Below are 21647 nucleotides of genomic sequence, written 5' to 3'. Positions count from 1 at the left end.
GGGCCTCAGGCCCCGTTGTTCAACTCAAGCCCCAGCTCACGCCACAGGCGCATCACGGCGCGGCGCTCATCCTGGAACTGATCCCCCGGCACCACCCCAGGCTGCTTCTGCAGTGCCTGGCGATGGGCAGCCGAGCGATAGATCTTGTAGACCTCGCGCAGCAATGCGGCATCCTCGGCGCTCATCAGACCGACCCGCTCCAGACCTTCCAGAATGCGGATGTTATCGGTGAACTCGAGTAGCTGCGGGTGTTGCCACGACCAGGCCAGAGCCGCGTATTGCACCATAAATTCGATATCGACGATACCACCGGCGTCCTGCTTCAGATCGAAGGAGGACGTGGCCTCGAAGGCATTCGGCGCCGTTCCGGCTGCGGTATTTTTGTTGCCAAGGTTGTCGCGCATCTTCGCGCGCATCTCGCTGACCTCGACGCGCAGTGCCTGGATATCGCGCTGACGGCCTAGCACCTCGGCGCGCACGCGAGCGAATTCGCCGGCCAGGCGCGAACATCCCACCAGCACCCGTGCGCGCACCAGCGCCTGGTGCTCCCAAGTCCAGGCCTCGTTTTCCTGATAGCCCTGGAAGGCGCCGAGCGAGCTGACCAGAAGCCCGGCTGCGCCCGATGGTCGCAGGCGCATGTCCACCTCGTAGAGCGCGCCGGAGGTGGTCTGGGTGGTCAGCAGGTGAATGATGCGCTGGCCCAGACGGGTGAAGAACTGCGCGCCATCAATGGGCTTGGCGCCGTCGGTCTCGGCCTGCGGGTCGCCGTCATGAATGAACACCAGATCCAGGTCCGAGCCATGGCCGAATTCCAGGCCACCGACTTTGCCATAACCGACGATGATGAAGTCCGGGTCGCACAGCGTGCCATCGGCACGCTGCGGGCGACCATGACGTTGCACCGTATGCTGCCAAGCCAGCGCCAGCACCTGATCGAGAATCGCCTCGGCCAGCCAGGTCAGGTAGTCCGACACTTTCATCAAGGGCAGCGTACCGGCGATTTCCGACGCCGCCACGCGCAGACTGTGGGCCAGCTTGAAGTGGCGCAGCGCCTCCATCTGCTGCTCCAGATCCTCCTCGGGAATACGGATCAACCGCTCGCGCAGCTCGGCCGCCAGCTCCGGCGCCAGCGGCGGCGAATACAGCCGCCCTTCGTTGAGCAGCTCGTCGAGCAACAGCGGATAGCGGGCGATCTGCTCGGCAATCCACGGGCTACCTGCGCAAAGACTGATCAGGCGCTCCAGCGCACCTGGGTTTTCGCTCAAAAGCACCAGGTAGGCCGAACGCCGTGCGACCTTCTCCACCAGCGGCAGCACCCGCTCCAGCACCAGATCCGGCTTGTCGTGCTCCACAGTCTGTGCCAGCAGTCTTGGAATGAAAGCATCCAGACGCTCACGACCGAGGCGCTGCATGGCGCGCACCTGCGGACCGTTGCGCAGATCCCCCAGACGCCGACAGGCTGCACTTGGCTCGATGAAGCCTGCCTCCTGCAGCTGAAGCGCGGCAGCCTCGTCGTCCAGAGCCCCTTGCCACAAAGGCAACCACTCGGCGCCAACGCAGGCCTCGCCAGCATCCGACTCATCTTCGTCAGGATCGGCGATCACCTGCTGGAAATGCCATTCGATGCGACCACGCCAGTGCATCAGGCGCTCATGAAAACTCGTCCAGTCAGCGAAACCCATGATCGCCGCCACCCGCGCCTGATCCTGCGGGTCGGTCGGCAGCATCTGCGTCTGCCGGTCACCGATGCCCTGCAAGGCGTGCTCGGCATAACGCAGGAACTCGTAGCCTTCCTTCATCTCCGCAACCACGGCAGGCGGTAGATAGCCCTGCCCCTCCAGCGTGGTCAGTACCTTGAGCAGCGGCCGCTGCTGCAGGCTGAGGTCGCGCCCGCCGTGAATCAGCTGGAAGGCTTGGGCGATGAACTCGATCTCGCGAATGCCGCCGGCGCCGAGCTTGATGTTCTCGCTCATGCCCTTGCGCCGCACTTCCTGCTGAATCAGCAGCTTCATCGCGCGCAGCGCCTCGATGGCGGAGAAATCCAGGTAGCGCCGGTAGACGAAGGGCCGCAGCATTTCCAGCAACTCGGCACCCGCGGCCTGATCGCCACCCACCACGCGCGCCTTGATCATCGCGTAGCGTTCCCAGTCGCGGCCTTGATCCTGGTAGTACTGCTCCAGCGCATTGAAGCTGAAGACCAGCGCACCGCTGGAGCCATAAGGCCGCAAACGCATGTCGGTGCGGAACACGAAACCGTCGACGGTGATCGCATCCAGCGCCTTGATCAGCTTCTGCCCGAGGCGGATGAAGAACTCCTGATTGTCCAGCGGACGCTTGACCCCTTCGGTCTCGCCGCCCTCGGGATAACCGAAGATCAGATCGATGTCCGAAGACAGGTTGAGCTCGTGCGCGCCGAGCTTGCCCATGCCGAGAATGACCATGTGCTGCGCCTGGCCGCTGCGCCGCCCCACCGGTGTACCGAACTGCGCGCAATGGCGTGGATAGAGCCAGTGATAGGCCAGATCGATACAGGCGTCGGCCAGATCCGAAAGGTCGCGACAGGTCTCCGCCAGCGCCGCCTGCCGGCTGAAATCGCGCCAGATGATGCGCAACTGCTGCCGGTTGCGGAAACGCCGCAGGCAGCGCCCCAAGGCATCCTCATCGGCACACTCGGCCAACTGCGCCTCCAGTTGCTGGCGCAGCTCGCCCGATGCCAGGCTGCGCTCCAGCTCACCGGACTCGGCCAGCGCGACGAACATCTGTGGATCACGCTGAGCCTGCTCGGCGACGAAATCGCTCAGCGCCGACACCTGCCGCCAGGTATTGCGGCGTTCTTGCGGCCAGGCGGCGACACGTTCAGCCAGAGCTTGATGTTCGGCCAAAGCGGTTTGCAATGATTGTTCGGCGCGTTCGGCCAGGGGGACAAGAGAAGGGGGCAACTCGACCAGCAACGGCAGGCTCATGGTCTATCCTTTTGGCGGACTGCCGGACGCGCGGTGCAATCGCCCGCAGCCCCGCTCCAACGGGGCACGCGCGGCCGGCGGTGCCGCGGATTGTAGTTTTACTACGAAAGAATTGTATCCAGAGGGCTGAATCCGTCGTCGAAATGTAGTAAAACTACAAGCGGCCGGTCCTACCCCCGGTAAATCCAAGAATTTCAACTCGCCCGCCCAAAAAGCCGGTGAGACCCAACTGGCCTCCGATTCTGGAAGCCTTTCCGCCCTGGAGCAAGCCATGCAAGACCTCGATCCGATCGAAACCCAGGAATGGCTGGACGCCCTTGAATCCGTCCTCGACCGTGAGGGTGAAGACCGTGCCCATTACCTGATGACCCGTCTGGGCGAGCTGGCCACCCGTAGCGGTGCGCAACTGCCCTACGCGATCACCACGCCTTACCGCAACAGCATCCCGGTAACCCATGAAGCTCGCATGCCCGGCGACCTGTTCATGGAACGCCGCATCCGCTCGCTGGTGCGCTGGAACGCCCTGGCCATGGTGATGCGCACCAACCTGGACGACCCGGATCTGGGCGGCCACATTTCCAGCTTCGCCTCCTCCGCGACGCTGTATGACATCGGCTTCAACTACTTCTTCCAGGCCCCGACCGACGAACACGGCGGCGACCTGGTGTTCTATCAGGGCCACGCCAGCCCTGGCGTCTACGCCCGCGCCTTCATGGAAGGCCGCATCAGCGAAGACCAGATGAAGAACTTCCGCCGCGAAGTGGATGGCAAAGGTCTGTCGTCCTACCCGCACCCCTGGCTGATGCCGGACTTCTGGCAGTTCCCCACCGTGTCCATGGGCCTCGGCCCGATCCAGGCGATCTACCAGGCCCGCTTCATGAAGTACCTGGAAGCGCGCGGCTTCATCCCGGCCGGCAAGCAGAAGGTCTGGTGCTTCATGGGCGACGGCGAGTGCGACGAGCCGGAATCCCTCGGCGCCATCTCCCTGGCCGGCCGCGAGAAGCTGGACAACCTGATCTTCGTCATCAACTGCAACCTGCAGCGCCTCGACGGCCCGGTGCGCGGTAACGGCAAGATCATCCAGGAACTCGAAGGCGTGTTCCGCGGTGCCCAGTGGAACGTCAACAAGGTGGTCTGGGGTCGCTTCTGGGATCCGCTGTTCGCCAAGGACAAGGACGGTGCCCTGCAGCGCCGCATGGACGAAGTGGTCGACGGTGAATACCAGAACTACAAGGCCAAAGACGGCGCCTACGTGCGCGAAAACTTCTTCAATACCCCTGAGCTCAAGGAGATGGTCAAGGACCTCTCCGACGACGAGATCTGGAAGCTCAACCGTGGCGGCCACGACCCGTACAAGGTCTATGCGGCCTACCACCAGGCCGTGAACCACAGCGGCCAGCCGACCGTGATCCTGGCCAAGACCATCAAGGGCTACGGTACCGGCGCCGGTGAAGCGAAGAACACCGCGCACAACACCAAGAAGGTCGATGTCGACAGCCTGCGTCAGTTCCGCGACCGCTTCGACATCCCGGTCAAGGACGAAGACCTGGAAAACCTGCCGTTCGTGCGCCCGGAGCCGGGCAGCCCCGAGTACAAGTACCTGCACGAGCGCCGCAACGCGCTAGGCGGCTTCGTACCGCAGCGTCGCCAGCAGAGCTTCAGCATCCCCACCCCGCCGCTGGATACCCTCAAGGCCATCCTCGACGGCTCGGGCGACCGCGAAATCTCCACCACCATGGCTTTCGTGCGCATCCTCGCGCAGCTGGTCAAGGACAAGGAACTGGGCCAGCGCATCGTCCCGATCATTCCGGACGAAGCCCGTACCTTCGGTATGGAAGGCATGTTCCGTCAGCTCGGCATCTACTCCTCGGTCGGCCAGCTGTACGAGCCGGTCGATAAAGACCAGGTGATGTTCTACAAAGAGGACAAGAAGGGTCAGATCCTCGAGGAAGGCATCAACGAAGCGGGCGCCATGAGCTCCTTCATCGCCGCCGGTACCTCGTACTCCAACCACAACCAGCCGATGCTGCCGTTCTACATCTTCTACTCGATGTTCGGCTTCCAGCGCATCGGCGACCTGGCCTGGGCCGCTGGCGACAGCCGCACCCGTGGTTTCCTGATCGGCGGTACCGCCGGCCGTACCACCCTCAACGGCGAAGGCCTGCAGCACGAAGACGGTCACAGCCACATGCTGGCAGCGACCATCCCCAACTGCCGCACCTACGACCCGACCTACGGCTACGAACTCGCCGTGATCATCCGCGAAGGCATTCGCCAGATGACCGAAGAGCAGCAGGACATCTTCTACTACATCACCGTGATGAACGAGTCGTACCAGCAGCCGGCCATGCCGCAAGGCGTGGAAGACGGCATCATCAAGGGCATGTACCTGCTCGAGGAAGACAAGAAGGAAGCCGCGCACCACGTGCAACTGCTGGGCTCCGGCACCATCCTGCGTGAAGTCGTCGAAGCAGCGAAGATCCTGCGTGACGAGTTCAACATCGGCGCAGACGTGTGGAGCGTCACCAGCTTCAACGAACTGCGTCGCGACGGCCTGGCCGTCGAGCGCAGCAACCGCCTGCACCCGGGCCAGAAGCCCAAGCAGACCTACATCGAGCAGTGCCTGAGCGGTCGCAAGGGTCCGGTCATCGCCTCTACCGACTACATGAAGCTGTTCGCCGAGCAGGTTCGTCAGTGGGTGCCGAGCAAGGAATACAAGGTCCTGGGCACCGACGGCTTCGGCCGCAGCGACAGCCGCAAGCAGCTGCGTCACTTCTTCGAAGTGGATCGCAACTGGGTCGTGCTCGCCGCCCTGGAAGCCCTGGTCGACCGTGGCGAGATCGAAGCCAAGGTGCTGGCTGATGCCATCACCAAGTTCGGTATCGACGCCGACAAAGCCAATCCCCTGGACTGCTAAGGAGCGTAGCGATGAGTGAATTGATTCGCGTACCCGACCTCGGCGGTGAAGGCGAGGTCATTGAACTGCTGGTCAAGGTCGGCGACCGTATCGAAGCCGACCAGAGCGTACTGACCCTGGAGTCCGACAAGGCCTCCATGGAAGTGCCCTCGCCCAAGGCCGGCGTGATCAAGGAAATCAAGGTCAAGATCGGTGACCGCCTGAAGGAAGGCGACGAGCTGCTGGTGCTGGAAGTCGAAGGTGCTGCGCAAGCGGCGCCTGCGCCGAAAGCCGCAGCCGCACCTGCCGAAGCACCGCAAGCAGCCGCTCCGGTGGCGGCTCCTGCAGCCGCCGCGACCAGCAGCAGCGTGCAGGACGTGCACGTGCCGGATATCGGCACCGACGGCAAGGTCAAGGTCATCGAAGTCATGGTCAAGGCCGGCGACACAATCGAAGCTGACCAGTCGCTGATCACCCTGGAGTCCGACAAGGCCTCCATGGAAATCCCCTCGCCGGCTGCCGGCGTGGTGGAAGAAGTGCTGGTCAAGCTGGATGCCGAAGTTGGCACTGGCGACCTGATCCTCAAGCTGCGTACTGCTGGCGCTGCCACTGCGAGTGCTGCACCCGCTCAAGCCGCAGCAGCCGCTGCTGCGCCTGCCGCCGCACCTGCTCCTGCTGCCGCCGCCCCGGCTGCTGCTTCGGTGCAGGACGTGCACGTGCCGGACATTGGTACCGACGGCAAGGTCAAGGTCATCGAGGTCATGGTCAAGGCCGGCGACACAATCGAAGCTGACCAGTCGCTGATCACCCTGGAGTCCGACAAGGCCTCCATGGAAATCCCCTCGCCGGCTGCCGGCGTGGTGGAAGAAGTGCTGGTCAAGCTGGATGCCGAAGTCGGCACTGGTGACCTGATTCTCAAGCTCAAGGTCGCGGGCGCTGCACCGGCCGCAGCGCCGGCGCAAGCCAGCCAGGAAGTGCACCGCGTACCGGAAGGCGCCGCACCGGAAGTGGCCGCAGAAGTACGCGCCATCGCCTCGCTGTCGGCTGCTGCCGCCGAAGTCGCCAACGCGCCCAAGCGCGATGGCGCCAAAGTGCATGCCGGCCCCGCCGTGCGTCAGCTGGCTCGTGACTTCGGCGTGGAACTGGCGGATATCGCCGGTACCGGCCCGAAAGGTCGCATCCTCAAGGAAGACGTGCAGGTGTACGTCAAGGCGATGATGCACAAGGCCAAGGCCGCACCGCAGGCGACTGCTGCTGCCACCGGTGGCGCCGGCATCCCGCCGATCCCGACCGTGGACTTCAGCAAGTTCGGCGAAATCGAAGAAGTGGCGATGACCCGCCTGATGCAGGTCGGCGCCGCCAATCTGCACCGCAGCTGGCTCAACGTGCCGCATGTGACCCAGTTCGATTCGGCCGATATCACCGACCTGGAAGCCTTCCGCGTCGCTCAGAAAGCCGTGGCGGAAAAGGCCGGCGTCAAGCTGACCGTGCTGCCGCTGCTGCTCAAGGCCTGCGCCCACCTGCTCAAGGAACTGCCGGACTTCAACAGTTCGCTGGCCCCGAGTGGCAAGGCGATCATCCGCAAGAAGTACGTCCACATCGGCTTCGCTGTCGATACGCCGGACGGCCTGCTGGTGCCGGTGATCAAGAACGTCGATCAGAAGAGCCTGCTGCAGCTTGCGGCTGAGGCCGCCGCACTGGCAGAAAAAGCGCGCACCAAGAAGCTTTCGGCTGATGACATGCAGGGCGCCTGCTTCACCATTTCCAGCCTCGGCCACATTGGCGGCACCGGCTTCACGCCGATCGTCAACGCGCCGGAAGTGGCGATTCTGGGGGTCAGCAAGGCGACTATGCAGCCGGTGTGGGATGGCAAGGCCTTCCAGCCCAAGCTGATGCTGCCGCTGTCGCTGTCCTACGACCACCGCGTGATCAACGGCGCTGCCGCAGCACGCTTCACTCAGCGTCTGTCGCAGCTGCTGGCCGATATCCGCACCATCCTGCTGTAAATCGTTTCGAGCACGCCACGCTCGCATCCTCAACCCCGCCCATTCAGGCGGGGTTTTTTTTGCATTCTTTCAGAGCGGTGTGAGGCCTCTCAGCCCTTCTGCACATTGCGAATCAGAAAGCTCAGCGCCTTGGCCAATTCGCTCGCCCCCTGGTGATCACGCACGATGCTCAGCAACGGGCTGCCATCAGCCGGATTGAACAGCACACAGTGGATACCGCCGGTCGGACACTCGTAGCGGATGAACGGATCGATACCGAACACCGCAACACGCTGATTGCGCACCGAGATGGCGGTGCCCTGCGCGCCACGACTCTCCTCACGCAAGATAAGCTCGCCGGCATTGCCGACATTGAATCGATACAGGAGGTCCTGCCGCTGCGCCTGGCCAACCTGGTAACCCGCGCGCAGGGCGTAGGTTTCCAGCAATGCATTGCTGTGCGCGAGCAACGCATTGCGCTCGTTGTCGGTCAGATAAAGACGCTTGAGCCCGTCCAGATAAGCAGCCTGCTCGGCGCCCTGCAGCGTCGCCGTATCATCGGCGCCGGCAACCGCGGGCATGGCCGTAAAAAGTGCTCCGCCAAGCACCATGGCCATGAGTTTTCTTGTCAGTCTCGCTTGCATGATGCACCCTTGCCGAACGCTATAGTGAAGTAGGCCTGAGCCCTAGCCTCCGTCCGTGCCGCTGCGCCCTCTGGCAGCAGCGGCCCTGTACTGAGAACGGATGCCTCGCCTGGTCAGCATACTGGAAGCCCGCCGCCCAATGAAAAGCCATCCCGATGCCAGCGCACGCTCGGCAGCCGAGGTTGTGACGCAGTTGCCAGTGCCCTCGCGGCTCGGCATGCTGCGTTTCGAGCGCTTGAACGAGCCAAGCTGGGCGCTGCTGTTTCTAGACCCGGCCTGTGAACGCCAGCTAGGTATCAGCGCCAGCGATCTCTGTGCACTGGTGGATGCCCCCTACGCCAGCCTGATGGAACCCGAAGCGCGCTATCGCCTGCACGACGCCATCCAGCAGCAACTGCTGCAAGGCCCGCATTACCTGGTGCGCTACACCCTGCATACCCCGCAAGGTGCTCTGACCCTGCTGGAGATGGGCGAACCCTTCAAACAGCGCAACCGCCAGCTGCTGCGCGGCTATCTGCTGGTAGCGGACGAGAGCCTCGATCAGTTCGCCCCTGCCGAACAGGAGCTGTACACGCAAAATCAGCAACTGCGCAGCTCTCTGCAGCAATATCAGCGCACTCAGAATGACCACCTGCAACACCTCGCCCGTTCACGTACCCAGCAGCAGCTGATCGTGCGTCTGGCGCGCCAGCGCTACACCTCCAGCGACCCTCAGCAGGAAGCGGCCGAACTGATCACCCAGGCCGCCTGCGAGGTCTACGGTGTCGCTCGCGCCGGCATCTGGAAGCTGAGCAGTCATCACCTGGATTCCGTGTCACTGTACCGCCGCGACCTGGATCGCCACGAACAACTACCGTCGATAAACGCACGTAATTTTCCGCAGTATCTGCAAGCGCTGCACAGCGGCCGCGCCATCGACGCGCACGACGCCCAGCGCGATCCGCGCACCTGCGAACTGGCCGCCAGCTACCTGCAGCCGCTGGATATCTGCTCGATGCTCGACGCCAGCATACGCATCGAAGGTGAAGTAGTCGGCGTGCTCTGCCTGGAGCATATCGGCGGCCTGCGCACCTGGCAGGCCGACGAGATCGCCTTCGCCGGCGAGTTGGCTGATCAGTTCGCCCAGGTGCTGATCAACCAGCAGAAACGCAGCGCCACCAGCGCCCTGCATCTGTTCCAGCGCGCCGTCGAACAGAGCGCCAGCGCCTTTCTGCTGGTCGACCGCGACGGCCGGGTGGAGTACGTCAACCCCAGCTTCACGGCCATCACCCTGTACAGCAGCGACGAGGTCTGTGGCCACCGCCTGTCCGAGCTGCCGGCTCTGAACAACCTCAGCGACCTGCTGTTCGATGCCGGCTCGAGCCTGGCCGAGCACAGCAGTTGGCAGGGCGAGTTCCGCAGCCGACGCAAGAACCTGGACCCCTACTGGGGCCATCTGTCGATATCCAAGGTGTATGGCGACGATGGCGAGCTGACCCACTACATCGGCATCTACGAAGACGTCACCGAAGCCAAGCTGGCGCAGCAGCGCATCGAACGCCTGGCCTATACCGACAACCTGACCAATCTGGGCAATCGCCCCTCGTTCATCCGCAGCCTCGAACAACGCTTTGCTCAGAATACGCAGCAGCCGCTGGTCCTGCTGTTGGTGGACATCGACAACTTCAAGCGGATCAACGACAGTCTCGGCCACCAGACCGGCGACAAGCTGCTCTCGGCCCTGGCCCGGCGCCTGCGCAACAGCCTCGGCGCCAAGGGCACACTGGCACGCTTTGCCAGCAACGAATTCGCCATCCTGCTCGACGGTGGCGATCAGGACACTGGCCTGCGCGTCGCTCATCAAGTGCTGCAGACCCTGGACAAGCCGCTGTTCGTCGATAACCAGTTGATCAGCATCACCGGCTCGCTTGGCCTGGCCCTGGCCCCGGAACACGGCGACGACCCGCAGACGTTGATGAAGCACGCCGGCCTGGCCCTGCACAAGGCCAAGGCCAACGGCAAGCATCAGGTGCAGCTGTTCACCGAAGAGCTCAATGCCGAGGCCAACTACAAGCTGTTCGTCGAGAACAACCTGCGCCGAGCCTTGACCCAGAGTGAACTGGAGGTGTTCTACCAACCCAAGCTGTGCCTAAAAAACGGCCAGTTGCTGGGCCTGGAAGCGCTGCTGCGCTGGCACCATCCGGAGAAGGGCATGATCCGCCCTGACCAGTTCATCAGCGTCGCCGAGGAAACCGGCCTGATCATTCCCATCGGCAAGTGGGTAGTACGTCAGGCCTGCCGCATGAGCAAGCAGATCGCCGCCATCGGCATGGGCGAACTGCAGGTGGCGATCAACCTGTCACCCAAGCAGTTCTCCGACCCCGATCTGGTCGGCTCCATCGCCGCCATCCTGCACGAAGAACAGCTCGATCCGCGCCTGCTGGAACTGGAGCTGACAGAGAGCCTGCTGCTGGAAGCCACCGAGGACACCCGCCACCAGCTCGGCCGCCTCAAGAGCCTGGGCCTGACCCTGGCCATGGACGACTTCGGCACCGGTTATTCCTCGCTCAGCTACCTGAAGAAATTCCCCATCGACGTGATCAAGATCGATCGCAGTTTCATCAAGGACATTCCCGACAATCAGGACGACATGGAGATCACCTCAGCGGTGATTGCCATGGCCCACAACCTCAAGCTCAAGGTGGTCGCAGAAGGCATCGAGACTGGTGCCCAACTCGGTTTCCTGCGCCGCCAGCAATGCGACGTAGGTCAGGGCTACCTGTTCGACAAGCCGATTCCCGGCCGCGAACTGATCGACAGCCTGCGCCGCTACCCCTGCCGGCCACAGGCCGACCAACGGACGTAATACGCCTCACTGCGCGTAGTCCACTACCTACCCACTTCCAGGAGACCGACATGGTTCTGCGTTCCCAGATTCTCGTTAACAAGGATGTCCTGCCGACTGCCGAGCAGGCCTTGCCCGGCCGCACAGAGGCGATGCCAGTGGCAGACACTCATTACGTCAACGGCAATCCGATCAAAGCGCCCTTCCCCGCCGGCCTGCAACAGGCGGTGTTCGGTCTCGGCTGCTTCTGGGGCGCCGAACGACGCTTCTGGCAACAGTCTGGCGTGTTCAGCACGGCGGTCGGCTATGCCGGTGGCCTCACGCCCAACCCCACCTATGAGGAAGTCTGCTCGGGCCTGACCGGACACACCGAAGTGGTACTGGTGGTGTTCGATCCGCAGCAGACCAGCTTCGAAGCGCTGCTCAAGGTGTTCTGGGAAGTGCATAACCCAACCCAGGGCATGCGCCAGGGCAACGACCAGGGCACTCAGTACCGCTCGGCGATCTACTGCCAGGACGACGCTCAACTTCGCGCCGCCAAGGCCAGCCAAGCACGCTTCCAGGCCGAGCTGGACAAGGCCGGAGTGGGCAGCATCACGACTGAAATCGCCGAGGCGCCGACCTTCTACTACGCCGAGACCTATCACCAGCAATACCTGGCGAAGAATCCGGGCGGCTATTGCGGCCTCGGCGGAACAGGCGTATGTCTACCCCCTGAATCTTGAGCACGGGTAACGGGTCGTGGAGCTGAGCAGCATTTCCAGCCAGGTATCGAGTCAGGCATCGGCGCAGATCTCCGCGCAGATGTCGCTTCTGCTGCTGCGCAAGACGCTGGAGCTGCAGGCCGCCAATATCACAGGGCTGGTGCAGTCAGCTGCACCGGTCAGCGCCCCCAGCAATCCGCCCAACCTGGGCAACAGCATCGACGTGATGGCCTGAACAACTAATGCCTTCAGGCCATCAGCCGGACTAAACTGCGGGCAATTAGCCATCGATCGACGAGCCCGGCATGCCCGCCACTCTCCCCACCATCACCCCCGATCAGCTTTGCGTCGGCCTCTACGTTCATCTGGACCTGAGCTGGTGGGAGCATGATTTCGCCTTCAGCAATTTCAAGATAAAGGACGAAGCGCAGATTCGCGCCTTGCGCGCGCTCAACCTGAAGCAGTTGCGCTATGACCCGGCGCGCAGCGACTGCCCGCCTCCGTCTCTCGTCGACAGCATCACCGCCCCTCCTGTCGAAGAACCGCCAATCGACCCGCAGAGTCAGACACGCCAGGAACGCGTGGAAAAACTGCGTCACCTGCGCAGTCGCCTGGCCGAGGTGGATCGCCGCTTCATCGAGGCCAGCCAACGCATCAAGGCGCTCAACCAGACCCTGCGCAGCCGCCCGGAAGACGCCATGCGTCAAGCCGGCGTCATTGTCGGCGAGATGGTCGAGACGCTGCTTGGAGCGCCTGGCGTGGTGCTGCATGGCATCACCGGCAAGGCGGCCGAGGACAGTTACTTCCACGCCCTCAACGTCACCGTGTTGTCCCTGCTGCTCGGACGCCAGCTCGGACTCGACAGCGAGGCCTGTCATAGCCTCGGCCTAGGCGCCCTGTTGCACGATATCGGCAAGCTGGAAGTGCCGAGCAAGGTGCTACTCAAGCCCGCCCCCTTGAGCCGCCCGGAGCAGCAACTGCTGCAGATGCACACCGATTTCGGCCTACGCATGGGGCAGAAGCTGATGCTCGATGACGAGGTGCTGCGCATCATTCATGAACATCACGAGCACTGTGACGGCAGCGGCTATCCGCGTGGCCTGCGCGAAGCAGCGATCGGCCGTCTGAGTCGTCTGGTGGCCATCACCAACCATTTCGACGGGCTGTGCAACCCGCTCGACCCGCGCCAGGCGCTAAGCCCACACGAAGCCCTGGCGCTGATGTTCAAGCAGCAGCGCGAGCATTTCGACGAGGTAGCGCTGAAGGCCTTCGTTCGCGTGATGGGCATCTACCCGCCGGGCAGCCTGGTGCAGCTGGAAGATGAGCGCTATGCGCTGGTGCTGGGCATGAACCCAACTCAGGCGTTGAAACCGACACTGATTCTCTACGACGCCGACATTCCCAAGCAGGAAGCCCTGATCGTCGATCTTGCCCAGGAGCCGAAGCTCGCCATCGCCCGCAGCCTGCGCCCCTCGCAGCTACCGCTGGAGGTGCTGGAGTACCTCAGCCCGCGGCGCAACCTCAGCTACCACATCGAGCCCAACCACAGGCCGGCTTGAGCAGCCGCCAGCGACGACTTTGTCTCCAGGTGACAGCTGCGTGGCCGTAGGGTGCGCCATGCGCACCGCCCCGCTCGCTCAACCGGCCGACTTTTCCTCGATCAGCCAATCCAGGCGCCAGCCGCCCTGGCTCTGGCCAAGCACATCGGCCAGCCAGGGCAGCAGCTGCTTGAGCTCATCTTCCAGGCCCCATGGCGGATTGCTGATCACCAGACCCGAGCCGCTCAGGCGCGTGGCATCGTCCGGCGCGTGCACGTAAAGCTCTGCGCGCAGCAGCTTGGGCGCAGCGCTCTTGCTCAGGTCACGATAGAAGCGCGCCAGCTGTCGCTCATCCTTGATCGGGTACCAGATCGCGACGATGGCCTGACGCATGCGGCCGTGCGCTTCGTTCAAGGCCTCGACACAGCGCTGCAGCTCGTCGGTCTTTTCAAATGGCGGATCGATCAGCAGCAGCACGCGCTTCTCGCGGGTCGGCATCAGCGCCCGCGGCACGTGCCAGCCCTCGCCCAGGTGCACAGCGACGCGGCGGTCGCCACGCATGTTGTCCTTGAGCAGGCGGCCGTCCTCGGGATGTTTTTCGTTGAGTTGCAAGTGATCCTGCTCACGGCTGAGCAGCCGCGCCAGTTCGGGCGAGCCGGGGTAATAGCGCAGCTCGCCATCGGGATTCATCGCCCGCACCACCTCCAGATAGGCCTCCACGGCATCCGGCAGGTGCTCAGCCTGCCACAGGCGTGCGATGCCCTCCAGGTACTCGCCGGTACGGCTGGCCGCATCGCCATGCAGGTCGTACAAACCGAGTCCGGCATGACTGTCGAGGTAGGCGAAAGGTGCCTCCTTTTTCGACAACAGGCTGATCAGGCGAGTCAGCACCAGATGCTTGAGTACGTCGGCGTGATTGCCGGCATGGAAGGCGTGGCGGTAGTTCATGGAGGTCTCCAAAGCGGTCGCCAAGTTTACCCGTTGGAAGGGCTTTACGCGCGCATCAGCTCCAGCAACAAGGCCAGCGGCGGGTGCTCACCGGCGTCGCGACGACGTACCAACAATGTAGTCGTTGCGCCAAGCTCAGGGGCGATGGCCTGGTATTGCACCAGATGCACACGCGGGTGACTGTCGAGCAGGCTGCGTGGCAACAGGCCGATCCCCATGCCGGCAGCAATGCCGGCAAAGATCGCGTCGATGGAGCCATAGCTCTGCCGCGCCGCCACCTGCAAACCACGACTGACTGCCCAGCGCTCAAGGCGCTCGCGGTAATGGCATCCATCGGGGAAACCCAGCAGAGTCTGCGGTCGACTCTCCAGTTGGGTGCCATCCTGCTCGGGCGGCAGCACCAGCATCAGTTCCTCCTGCCAGATGGGCAGGCAGTCGAGCTGAGGATGCTCGAACGGCCCGCCGATCAATCCGCCGTCCAGTTCTCCTGACAACACCCCCTCGACCAGTCGCCGGCTCGGCCCGGTGCTGAGCTGCAGGTTCACTCGCGGAGCCCGCTGGTGGAAAGCCGCCAGCAGCTCAGGCAAACGCACCGCGGCGGTGGTTTCCATCGACCCCAGACGCAGATCGCCGCTCCAGATATCTTCCTGCACGCTGCGCCAGGCCATCTGGCAAAGCTGTTCCAGGTGCTCGGCATGGGGCAGCAGACGTTCGCCGGCCGCAGTCACTCGCAGACGCTGCCCCTGACGCTGAAAAAGCCGGATGTCCAGTTGCTGCTCCAATTGACGAAGACGCGCCGAGACGTTCGACGGCACGCAGTGCAGGCGCACGCCAGCGGCGCTCAGCGAGCCCTCCCGAGCCACGGCGAGAAAATAACGCAGCAGCTGCGGATTGAGTCGTTGCCAGGCATCCATGGTATTCACCAAAAGTGAAAATAGACCGCAATATTTTTCACTAACCATCAATTAACGACAATGACTAAGGTAGGCAGCACGACCGGAGACCCCATGCCCAGACTCGACCGCGCCCACCTCACTGCCCTGCTCGCCGCCGCACTGGCGCTGGTGGTCGTCCACGCGCTGGGCCGTTTCGCCTTCACCCCCTTGCTGCCACTGCTGCTCGACGACGGCCTGTTCGATCTGGCCCAAGGCGCCCAGTTGGCGACCTGGAACTATCTCGGCTATCTGCTTGGCGCCCTGCTCGCACTGTTCATGGCCAACCCGCGCGGCCTACGCCAGGGCCTGCCGGCCGCCTTGTTGGTCAATGCCGGCCTGACCCTGGCCCAGGTGTTCACCCACGACGTCGACCTGCTGGCCGCCTTGCGCCTGGCCAACGGCGTCAGCAACGGCGTGGTCTTCGTGCTGGCCCCGGCCCTGGTGCTGGAGTGGCTTGCCCTGCGCCAGGCCACGGCGTTGAGCGGTCTGGTCTATCTGGGCTTGGGTGGCGGCATGTTGCTGTGCGGCGTGCTGGTGGCCATCACCCCATGGCAGGGACCGATGCGCTGGCTGCCGATCGCGCTGTGCGCCCTGCCTCTGGCGCTGCTTTGCGCTCCGATGCTGAGGCGCCTGGCGCGGGATCTGCCCGACAAGCCACCCGCGACCGCTCGTGGCGCATTGTTCGGCAGCCACAACCTGGCGTTACCGATGGCCTATCTGGGAGCAGGCCTGGGTTACATCCTGCCATTGACCTTTCTGCCGGCCCTGGCCCGCGAGCAGCTGCCTGCCGGTCATCCGCTACTGGTCGGCAACTGGTGGTGGACGGCGCTCGCCTGCCTGCTCTCGGCGACGCTGTGGAATCATGCCGGCGCCTGGCTGGGCGATCGTCGGGCCCTGCTGGCCAACTACCTGCTGCAACTGCTCGGTGTGACGATGCCGATCCTGCTACCCGGTCCCTTTGGCGTCATGACCTGCGCGCTGCTGGTCGGCGGGACCTTCCTCGGCACCGTATTGCTGACCCAACGCCTGGCCCGCGCCCTCAACCCGGACCAGGGCTTGCGCCTGGCCGCCCTGCTGATCAGTCTGTACAGCGGCAGCCAGTTGCTCGGCCCCTGGCTGGTGCAACACTGGACAGCCGCTGGCCATAGCCTCACGAGCAGCTTCCTTATCGGTACCGCGGCATTGCTCTGGGCCGTCCTGTGGGCCTGGCAGGTGTCCGAACCACGATCCCATGCTGAAATGGAGCCATCCCATGTCTCTCACCGCCCTGCTCGACACTGACCTGCCCCTGATCCAGGCGCCGATGGCCGGCTCGCAGGATCATCGCCTGGCCGCCGCCGTGTGCCAGGCCGGCGGCCTCGGCTCGATTCCCTGCGCGATGCTCACGCCTGCCGCCCTGCGCCAAGAACTGCAGGCGATGCGCGAGCTGACCGAGCGGCCGTTCAACCTCAACTTCTTCAGCCATGTGCCGCCCGAGCCGGACGCGGCCCGCGAGGCTGGCTGGCGCGAAGCGCTGGCGCCCTACTATGACGAGCTGGGCGTGAACCCGGCGAGCATTGCCAGCGGGCCTGGGCGCCTGCCGTTCAACGACGAAGCGGCCGCACTGGTGGAGGAGTTCCGCCCTGCGGTGGTCAGCTTCCACTTCGGCCTGCCGCAGCCGGACCTGCTAGAGCGAGTACGCCGCAGCGGGGCGAAGATTCTCTCCAGCGCCACTACCCTGGACGAAGCGCTGTGGCTGCAGGAGCACGGCGTCGATGCGGTGATCGCCCAAGGACTGGAAGCTGGCGGCCATCGCGGGCATTTTCTGGATTTCGACCTGAGCCGCCAGCTCGGCACCTTCGCCCTGCTGCCGCAACTGGTCGATGCCCTCAACGTACCGGTGATTGCCGCCGGCGGTATCAGCGATGCCCGCGGCGTGACCGCAGCCATGGCCCTGGGCGCCGCTGGCGTGCAGGTCGGCAGTGCTTATCTGTTGTGCCCGGAGGCCACCACCAGCGTTCTGCACCGCGCAGCACTGCAGAGCCCGGCGGCGCGCCATACCGCACTGACCAACCTGTTCAGCGGTCGCCCGGCACGCGGCATCGTCAATCGCCTGATGCGCGAGCTGGGGCCGCTGAGCACGCAGGCGCCAGCCTTTCCCCTGGCCACTGCGGCCATCGCACCCTTGCGTACGGCGGCCGAAGCACAAGGTAGCGGGGACTTTTCGCCGTTATGGGCCGGGCAGAATGTCGCGAGTTGTCGGCCCATGTCTGCAGCGGAGCTGACCCGTGAGCTGGCGCTGGGCTTTGCCCCGCTTGCGAAACGCGACTGGAGCACAATGCCGCCCAGCCGCTCCTACAGGTGATGTAGCGCTTTATCACCACCGATGATGATGCTGGGCAGCCAGGCGACTGACTGCCTAGACTCGGTCGATCATCTGGAGGCCCGTTCCATGTCCGAGACCCTGCTCAGCTCCCGCAACCTGGCGTTCGAACTTTATGAAGTGCTCGACGCCGAAGCCCTGACCCAGCGTCCGCGCTTCGCCGATCACAACCGCGAGACCTTCGATGCGGCTATCAGCACCGCGCGTGGCATCGCCGAAGAGCTGTTCGCCCCGCACAACCGCAAGAACGACGAACACGAGCCGCAGTACGTCGACGGCGGCGCGGTACTGATCCCCGAGGTCGAACCCGCCCTGCGCGCCTTCCACGAGGCCGGCTTTCTCAATGCCACCCGCGATTTCGAACACGGTGGCATGCAACTGCCCAACCTGCTGTCGCAGGCTTGCTTCGCCCATTTCCAGTCGGCCAATATCGCCACCAGCTCCTACTCGATGCTGACCATGGGCGTGGCCAACCTGATCGAGGCCTTCGGCAGCGAGGAGCAGAAGGCCCGCTACCTGCAACCGATCATCGATGGCCGTTTCTTCGGCACCATGGCGCTGACCGAGCCGCACGCAGGCTCGTCGCTGTCGGACATTCGCACCAAGGCCGAACCGCACGCCGACGGCAGTTACCGGATCAAGGGCAACAAGATCTTCATCTCCGGCGGCGACCAACCGATCTCCGAGAACATCGTGCACATGGTGCTGGCCAAGCTGCCGGACGCACCGCCCGGCGTTAAAGGCATCAGCCTGTTCCTGGTGCCCAAGTTCCACGTCAAAGACGACGGCTCACTGGGCGCGCGCAACGACGTGACCCTGGCCGGCCTGTTCCACAAGATGGGCTGGCGCGGCACCACCTCCACGGCGCTGAACTTCGGCGACAACGGCGAGTGCGTCGGCTATCTCGTGGGCAAGCCGCACGCTGGCCTGTCCTACATGTTCCAGATGATGAACGAGGCGCGCATCGGCGTTGGCATGGGCGCGATCATGCTCGGCTACGCCGGCTACCTGTATTCGCTGGACTACGCGCGCAACCGTCCGCAGGGCCGCCAGCCCGATGGCAAGGACCCGACCAGCCCACAGATTTCCATCGTCGAGCACGCTGATGTGCGGCGCATGCTGCTGACCCAGAAGGCGTACGTCGAAGGCGCCTTCGACCTCGGCCTGTACGCCGCACGCCTGTTCGACGACACCCACACCCTGGAGACAGCCGAAGAGCGCACCCGCGCCCTAGAGCTGCTCGACCTGCTCACGCCCATCGTCAAGTCCTGGCCCTCGGAGTTCTGCCTCAAGGCCAACGAGTTGGCCATCCAGATCCTCGGCGGCCACGGCTACACCCGCGAGTACCCGGTGGAGCAGTACTACCGCGACAACCGCCTCAACCCGATCCACGAAGGCACCCACGGCATCCAGTCGCTCGACCTGCTCGGGCGCAAGGTGTCGCAGAACGGTGGCGCTGCACTCAAGCAACTGCTCAAGCTGATCAACGACTGCTGCCAGCGCGCCAGCGAGCACGAATCGCTCACCGCCCTGCGCCAGCCGCTGGAACAGCTGCTGGCGCGCCTGCAGGCGGTGACCCTGGCGCTGCTGGGCGATCTGATGAGCGGCAAGGTCAACCAGGGACTGGCCAACTCGGCGTTGTACCTGAAGGTGTTCGGCCACACGGTAATTGGCTGGCGCTGGTTGGAGCAGGCGATTCGCGCCGCACAAGGCCTGGCCCGCACGGACAATGCCGAGGAGCAGGCCTTCTATCGCGGCAAGCTGCAAGCCGCGCGTTACTTCCTGACCTGGGAGGTGCCGAGCTGCCACCACGACCTGGCCATTCTCGAAGCGCGTGACGACACCTGCCTGGGCATGCAGGACGCCTGGTTCTGAAACTGAGCCAAAGCCCCCGGGGCGCCCCTGCACGAGGCGCTTCGGGGCAATTTAGAAAAATGTAATAACCTTTTTGACAGCGGTACGAAGGCTACGGTTAGAATCCCTGGCACGCGCCATGCATAACGGCGCACCCGATGACCCAGCCAGGAGTACGCGCCGTTGGATGCCAGCGCCATCAATAATCTGTTCTTGATCGGCGCCTTGCTGGTAGCGGCCAGTATTCTGGTCAGCGCGTTCGGTACTCGTTTCGGCATCCCCATCCTGGTGATCTTCCTCGCCGTCGGCATGCTGGCCGGCACCGACGGCCCTGGCGGCATCATCTTCAACAACTATCCCCTGGCGTATCTTGTCGGCAACCTGGCGTTGGCGGTGATACTGCTCGACGGTGGTATGCGCACACGGGTCTCCAGCTTCCGTGTGGCCTTGTGGCCATCGCTATCCTTGGCGACGGTGGGGGTGGTGATAACCGCAGGCCTGACCGGCCTGGCTGCCGCCTGGCTGTTCAATCTGACCCTGCTGGAAGGTTTGCTGATCGGCGCCATCGTCGGCTCCACCGATGCCGCGGCGGTGTTCTCCCTGCTGGGCGGGCGCGGCCTCAACGAACGGGTCAGCTCCACACTGGAAATCGAGTCCGGTAGCAACGACCCGATGGCGGTGTTCCTCACCGTGACCCTGATCGCCATGCTCGCCAGCGGCCAGACCGGTTTCAGCTGGGACCTGCCGATCCAGCTGGTGCAGCAGTTCGGTCTCGGCGCCCTGCTCGGCCTGGGGGGCGGCTGGCTGCTGCTGAAACTGATCAATCGCATGGAGCTGGCGACCGGCCTGTATCCGCTCCTGGTGGTCAGCGGCGGCCTGATCATCTTCGCCATTACCACCGCCGTGGGTGGCAGCGGCATCCTCGCCATCTACCTGTGCGGCCTGCTGCTGGGCAACCGACCGATCCGTTCGCGCCACGGCATTCTGCACATGCTCGACGGCCTGACCTGGCTGGCGCAGATCGGCATGTTCCTCGTCCTCGGCCTTCTGATCACTCCGCACGAGCTGCTGCCGATCGCCCTGCCGGCTCTGGCCCTGGCACTGTGGATGATCCTCTTCGCGCGACCGCTGTCGATCTTCCTCGGCCTGCTGCCGTTTCGTGCCTTCCACGACCGCGAGCGGATCTTCATCGCCTGGGTCGGTCTGCGCGGCGCGGTGCCGATCATCCTCGCGGTGTTCCCGCTGATGGCCGGCCTGCCCAATGCGCAGCTGTTCTTCAACGTCGCCTTCTTCATCGTCATCATCTCCCTGTTGCTGCAGGGCACCAGCCTGCCGCTGGCCGCCAAGCTGATGCGTGTGACCGTACCGCCGGAGCCAGCACCGGTGTCACGCGCCGGCCTGGAAGTACACCCGACCAGCCAGTGGGAGCTGTTCGTCTATCGCCTGGGTGCAGAAAAATGGTGCATCGGCGCCGCCCTGCGTGAGCTGAACATGCCCGATGGCACCCGTATCGCCGCCCTGTTCCGTGGCCGCGAGTTGCTCCACCCTTCGGGTAGCACACGCCTGCAAGCTGGCGACCTGCTCTGCGTGATCGGCCACGAACACGACCTGCCAGCCCTCGGCAAGCTGTTCAGCCAGGCGCCCAAGCGTGGCCAGGACCTGCGCTTCTTCGGTGATTTCGTACTGGAAGGCGACGCCGAGCTGAGCGCAGTCGCGGCGCTCTACGGCCTGAAGCTCGACGAGCTGGAAGGCAATCAGCCGCTGGGGCGCTTCATCGCTCACGAAATCGGTGGTGAGCCCGTAGTCGGCGACCAGGTGGAGTGGCAGGGCCTGACCTGGACGGTCGCAGCCATGGAAGGGAACAAGGTGCGCAAAGTCGGCGTCAGATTCCCCGAGGGCGCCCGTCCCGGCCCCGGGCTGCACTTCTAGCAAGCAGTTGAAAACTACCGGCTAGGACTCTGCTAGCATCAGCATCACGCGCGGGCCACAGGGCC

The 21647-nt window shown here is 64.1% G+C and carries 14 protein-coding genes; 10 read left to right on the top strand and 4 right to left on the bottom strand.

Going from position 1 to position 21647, the window contains the following annotated elements; genetic code table 11:
• Positions 1 to 5: 5 nt before the first annotated feature.
• On the bottom strand, positions 6 to 2963 hold the full coding sequence (gene glnE, locus JWV26_RS13710; protein WP_206417075.1) for a bifunctional [glutamate--ammonia ligase]-adenylyl-L-tyrosine phosphorylase/[glutamate--ammonia-ligase] adenylyltransferase: 2958 nt from the start codon (positions 2961 to 2963) through the stop codon (positions 6 to 8).
• Positions 2964 to 3234: 271 nt separating this feature from the next.
• Here glnE and aceE point away from each other — a divergent pair, with 271 nt between their 5' ends.
• Together aceE and aceF are read left to right on the top strand one after the other, a co-directional pair.
• Positions 3235 to 5880 carry a pyruvate dehydrogenase (acetyl-transferring), homodimeric type gene (gene aceE, locus JWV26_RS13705; protein ID WP_072423333.1) on the top strand — a complete coding sequence of 882 codons (2646 nt, stop codon included), beginning with the start codon at positions 3235 to 3237 and terminating at the stop codon, positions 5878 to 5880.
• Positions 5881 to 5891: 11 nt separating this feature from the next.
• The gene (gene aceF, locus JWV26_RS13700; protein ID WP_072423334.1) at positions 5892 to 7865 is read left to right on the top strand and encodes a dihydrolipoyllysine-residue acetyltransferase; all 1974 of its coding nucleotides are present in this window, start codon (positions 5892 to 5894) and stop codon (positions 7863 to 7865) included.
• An 89-nt stretch (positions 7866 to 7954) separates the two neighbouring features.
• On the opposite strand, the gene JWV26_RS13695 is transcribed toward aceF, so the two are convergent.
• Positions 7955 to 8461 (bottom strand): hypothetical protein, encoded by a 507-nt coding sequence (locus JWV26_RS13695; RefSeq protein ID WP_083563721.1) that lies wholly within the window; start codon positions 8459 to 8461, stop codon positions 7955 to 7957.
• Between the two features lie 166 nt (positions 8462 to 8627).
• Here JWV26_RS13695 and JWV26_RS13690 point away from each other — a divergent pair, with 166 nt between their 5' ends.
• The 4 genes from JWV26_RS13690 (at position 8628) to JWV26_RS13675 (ending at position 13575) form a co-directional block, all read left to right on the top strand.
• Positions 8628 to 11333, top strand: coding sequence for a putative bifunctional diguanylate cyclase/phosphodiesterase (locus JWV26_RS13690; RefSeq protein WP_072423758.1), 2706 nt, complete (start codon positions 8628 to 8630; stop codon positions 11331 to 11333).
• A 50-nt stretch (positions 11334 to 11383) separates the two neighbouring features.
• Entirely contained in the window at positions 11384 to 12037 is a 654-nt protein-coding gene (gene msrA, locus JWV26_RS13685; RefSeq protein ID WP_072423335.1) for a peptide-methionine (S)-S-oxide reductase MsrA, read from the top strand.
• Positions 12038 to 12053: 16 nt separating this feature from the next.
• Entirely contained in the window at positions 12054 to 12251 is a 198-nt protein-coding gene (locus JWV26_RS13680; protein ID WP_017678604.1) for a putative motility protein, read from the top strand.
• 70 nt (positions 12252 to 12321) lie between these two features.
• Entirely contained in the window at positions 12322 to 13575 is a 1254-nt protein-coding gene (locus JWV26_RS13675) for a cyclic di-GMP phosphodiesterase (protein ID WP_072423336.1), read from the top strand.
• A gap of 78 nt (positions 13576 to 13653) precedes the next feature.
• On the opposite strand, the gene JWV26_RS13670 is transcribed toward JWV26_RS13675, so the two are convergent.
• Both JWV26_RS13670 and JWV26_RS13665 read right to left on the bottom strand, forming a co-directional pair.
• Entirely contained in the window at positions 13654 to 14502 is an 849-nt protein-coding gene (locus tag JWV26_RS13670) for a 23S rRNA (adenine(2030)-N(6))-methyltransferase RlmJ (protein ID WP_072423337.1), read from the bottom strand.
• 44 nt (positions 14503 to 14546) lie between these two features.
• Positions 14547 to 15416 carry a LysR substrate-binding domain-containing protein gene (locus JWV26_RS13665; protein ID WP_045733903.1) on the bottom strand — a complete coding sequence of 290 codons (870 nt, stop codon included), beginning with the start codon at positions 15414 to 15416 and terminating at the stop codon, positions 14547 to 14549.
• 93 nt (positions 15417 to 15509) lie between these two features.
• Here JWV26_RS13665 and JWV26_RS13660 point away from each other — a divergent pair, with 93 nt between their 5' ends.
• The 4 genes from JWV26_RS13660 (at position 15510) to JWV26_RS13645 (ending at position 21582) form a co-directional block, all read left to right on the top strand.
• Positions 15510 to 16718, top strand: a complete 1209-nt coding sequence (locus JWV26_RS13660; RefSeq protein ID WP_072423338.1) for a YbfB/YjiJ family MFS transporter — start codon at positions 15510 to 15512, stop codon at positions 16716 to 16718.
• Complete coding sequence (locus JWV26_RS13655) at positions 16690 to 17781, top strand: NAD(P)H-dependent flavin oxidoreductase (protein ID WP_206417074.1); 1092 nt, start codon at positions 16690 to 16692, stop codon at positions 17779 to 17781. Before JWV26_RS13660 ends, JWV26_RS13655 begins: the two co-directional genes overlap by 29 nt.
• An 87-nt stretch (positions 17782 to 17868) precedes the next feature.
• Positions 17869 to 19674, top strand: a complete 1806-nt coding sequence (locus JWV26_RS13650; RefSeq protein ID WP_072423759.1) for an acyl-CoA dehydrogenase — start codon at positions 17869 to 17871, stop codon at positions 19672 to 19674.
• 162 nt (positions 19675 to 19836) lie between these two features.
• Positions 19837 to 21582 (top strand): potassium/proton antiporter, encoded by a 1746-nt coding sequence (locus JWV26_RS13645; RefSeq protein WP_072423340.1) that lies wholly within the window; start codon positions 19837 to 19839, stop codon positions 21580 to 21582.
• Positions 21583 to 21647 lie beyond the last annotated feature (65 nt).

The sequence above is a fragment of the Ectopseudomonas toyotomiensis genome (assembly GCF_017167985.1).
Classification (GTDB): Bacteria; Pseudomonadota; Gammaproteobacteria; order Pseudomonadales; family Pseudomonadaceae; genus Aquipseudomonas; species Aquipseudomonas toyotomiensis.
This window is presented reverse-complemented; position numbering and strand designations above follow the sequence as displayed.

What these genes read in the sequence shown, in the direction of transcription:
- glnE (WP_206417075.1), bottom strand. Translation starts at nt 2,963, where the DNA reads ATGAGCCTGCCGTTGCTGGTCGAGTTGCCCCCTTCTCTTGTCCCCCTG.
- aceE (WP_072423333.1), top strand. Translation starts at nt 3,235, where the DNA reads ATGCAAGACCTCGATCCGATCGAAACCCAGGAATGGCTGGACGCCCTT.
- aceF (WP_072423334.1), top strand. Translation starts at nt 5,892, where the DNA reads ATGAGTGAATTGATTCGCGTACCCGACCTCGGCGGTGAAGGCGAGGTC.
- JWV26_RS13695 (WP_083563721.1), bottom strand. Translation starts at nt 8,461, where the DNA reads ATGGCCATGGTGCTTGGCGGAGCACTTTTTACGGCCATGCCCGCGGTT.
- JWV26_RS13690 (WP_072423758.1), top strand. Translation starts at nt 8,628, where the DNA reads ATGAAAAGCCATCCCGATGCCAGCGCACGCTCGGCAGCCGAGGTTGTG.
- msrA (WP_072423335.1), top strand. Translation starts at nt 11,384, where the DNA reads ATGGTTCTGCGTTCCCAGATTCTCGTTAACAAGGATGTCCTGCCGACT.
- JWV26_RS13675 (WP_072423336.1), top strand. Translation starts at nt 12,322, where the DNA reads ATGCCCGCCACTCTCCCCACCATCACCCCCGATCAGCTTTGCGTCGGC.
- JWV26_RS13670 (WP_072423337.1), bottom strand. Translation starts at nt 14,502, where the DNA reads ATGAACTACCGCCACGCCTTCCATGCCGGCAATCACGCCGACGTACTC.
- JWV26_RS13665 (WP_045733903.1), bottom strand. Translation starts at nt 15,416, where the DNA reads ATGGATGCCTGGCAACGACTCAATCCGCAGCTGCTGCGTTATTTTCTC.
- JWV26_RS13660 (WP_072423338.1), top strand. Translation starts at nt 15,510, where the DNA reads ATGCCCAGACTCGACCGCGCCCACCTCACTGCCCTGCTCGCCGCCGCA.
- JWV26_RS13655 (WP_206417074.1), top strand. Translation starts at nt 16,690, where the DNA reads ATGTCTCTCACCGCCCTGCTCGACACTGACCTGCCCCTGATCCAGGCG.
- JWV26_RS13650 (WP_072423759.1), top strand. Translation starts at nt 17,869, where the DNA reads ATGTCCGAGACCCTGCTCAGCTCCCGCAACCTGGCGTTCGAACTTTAT.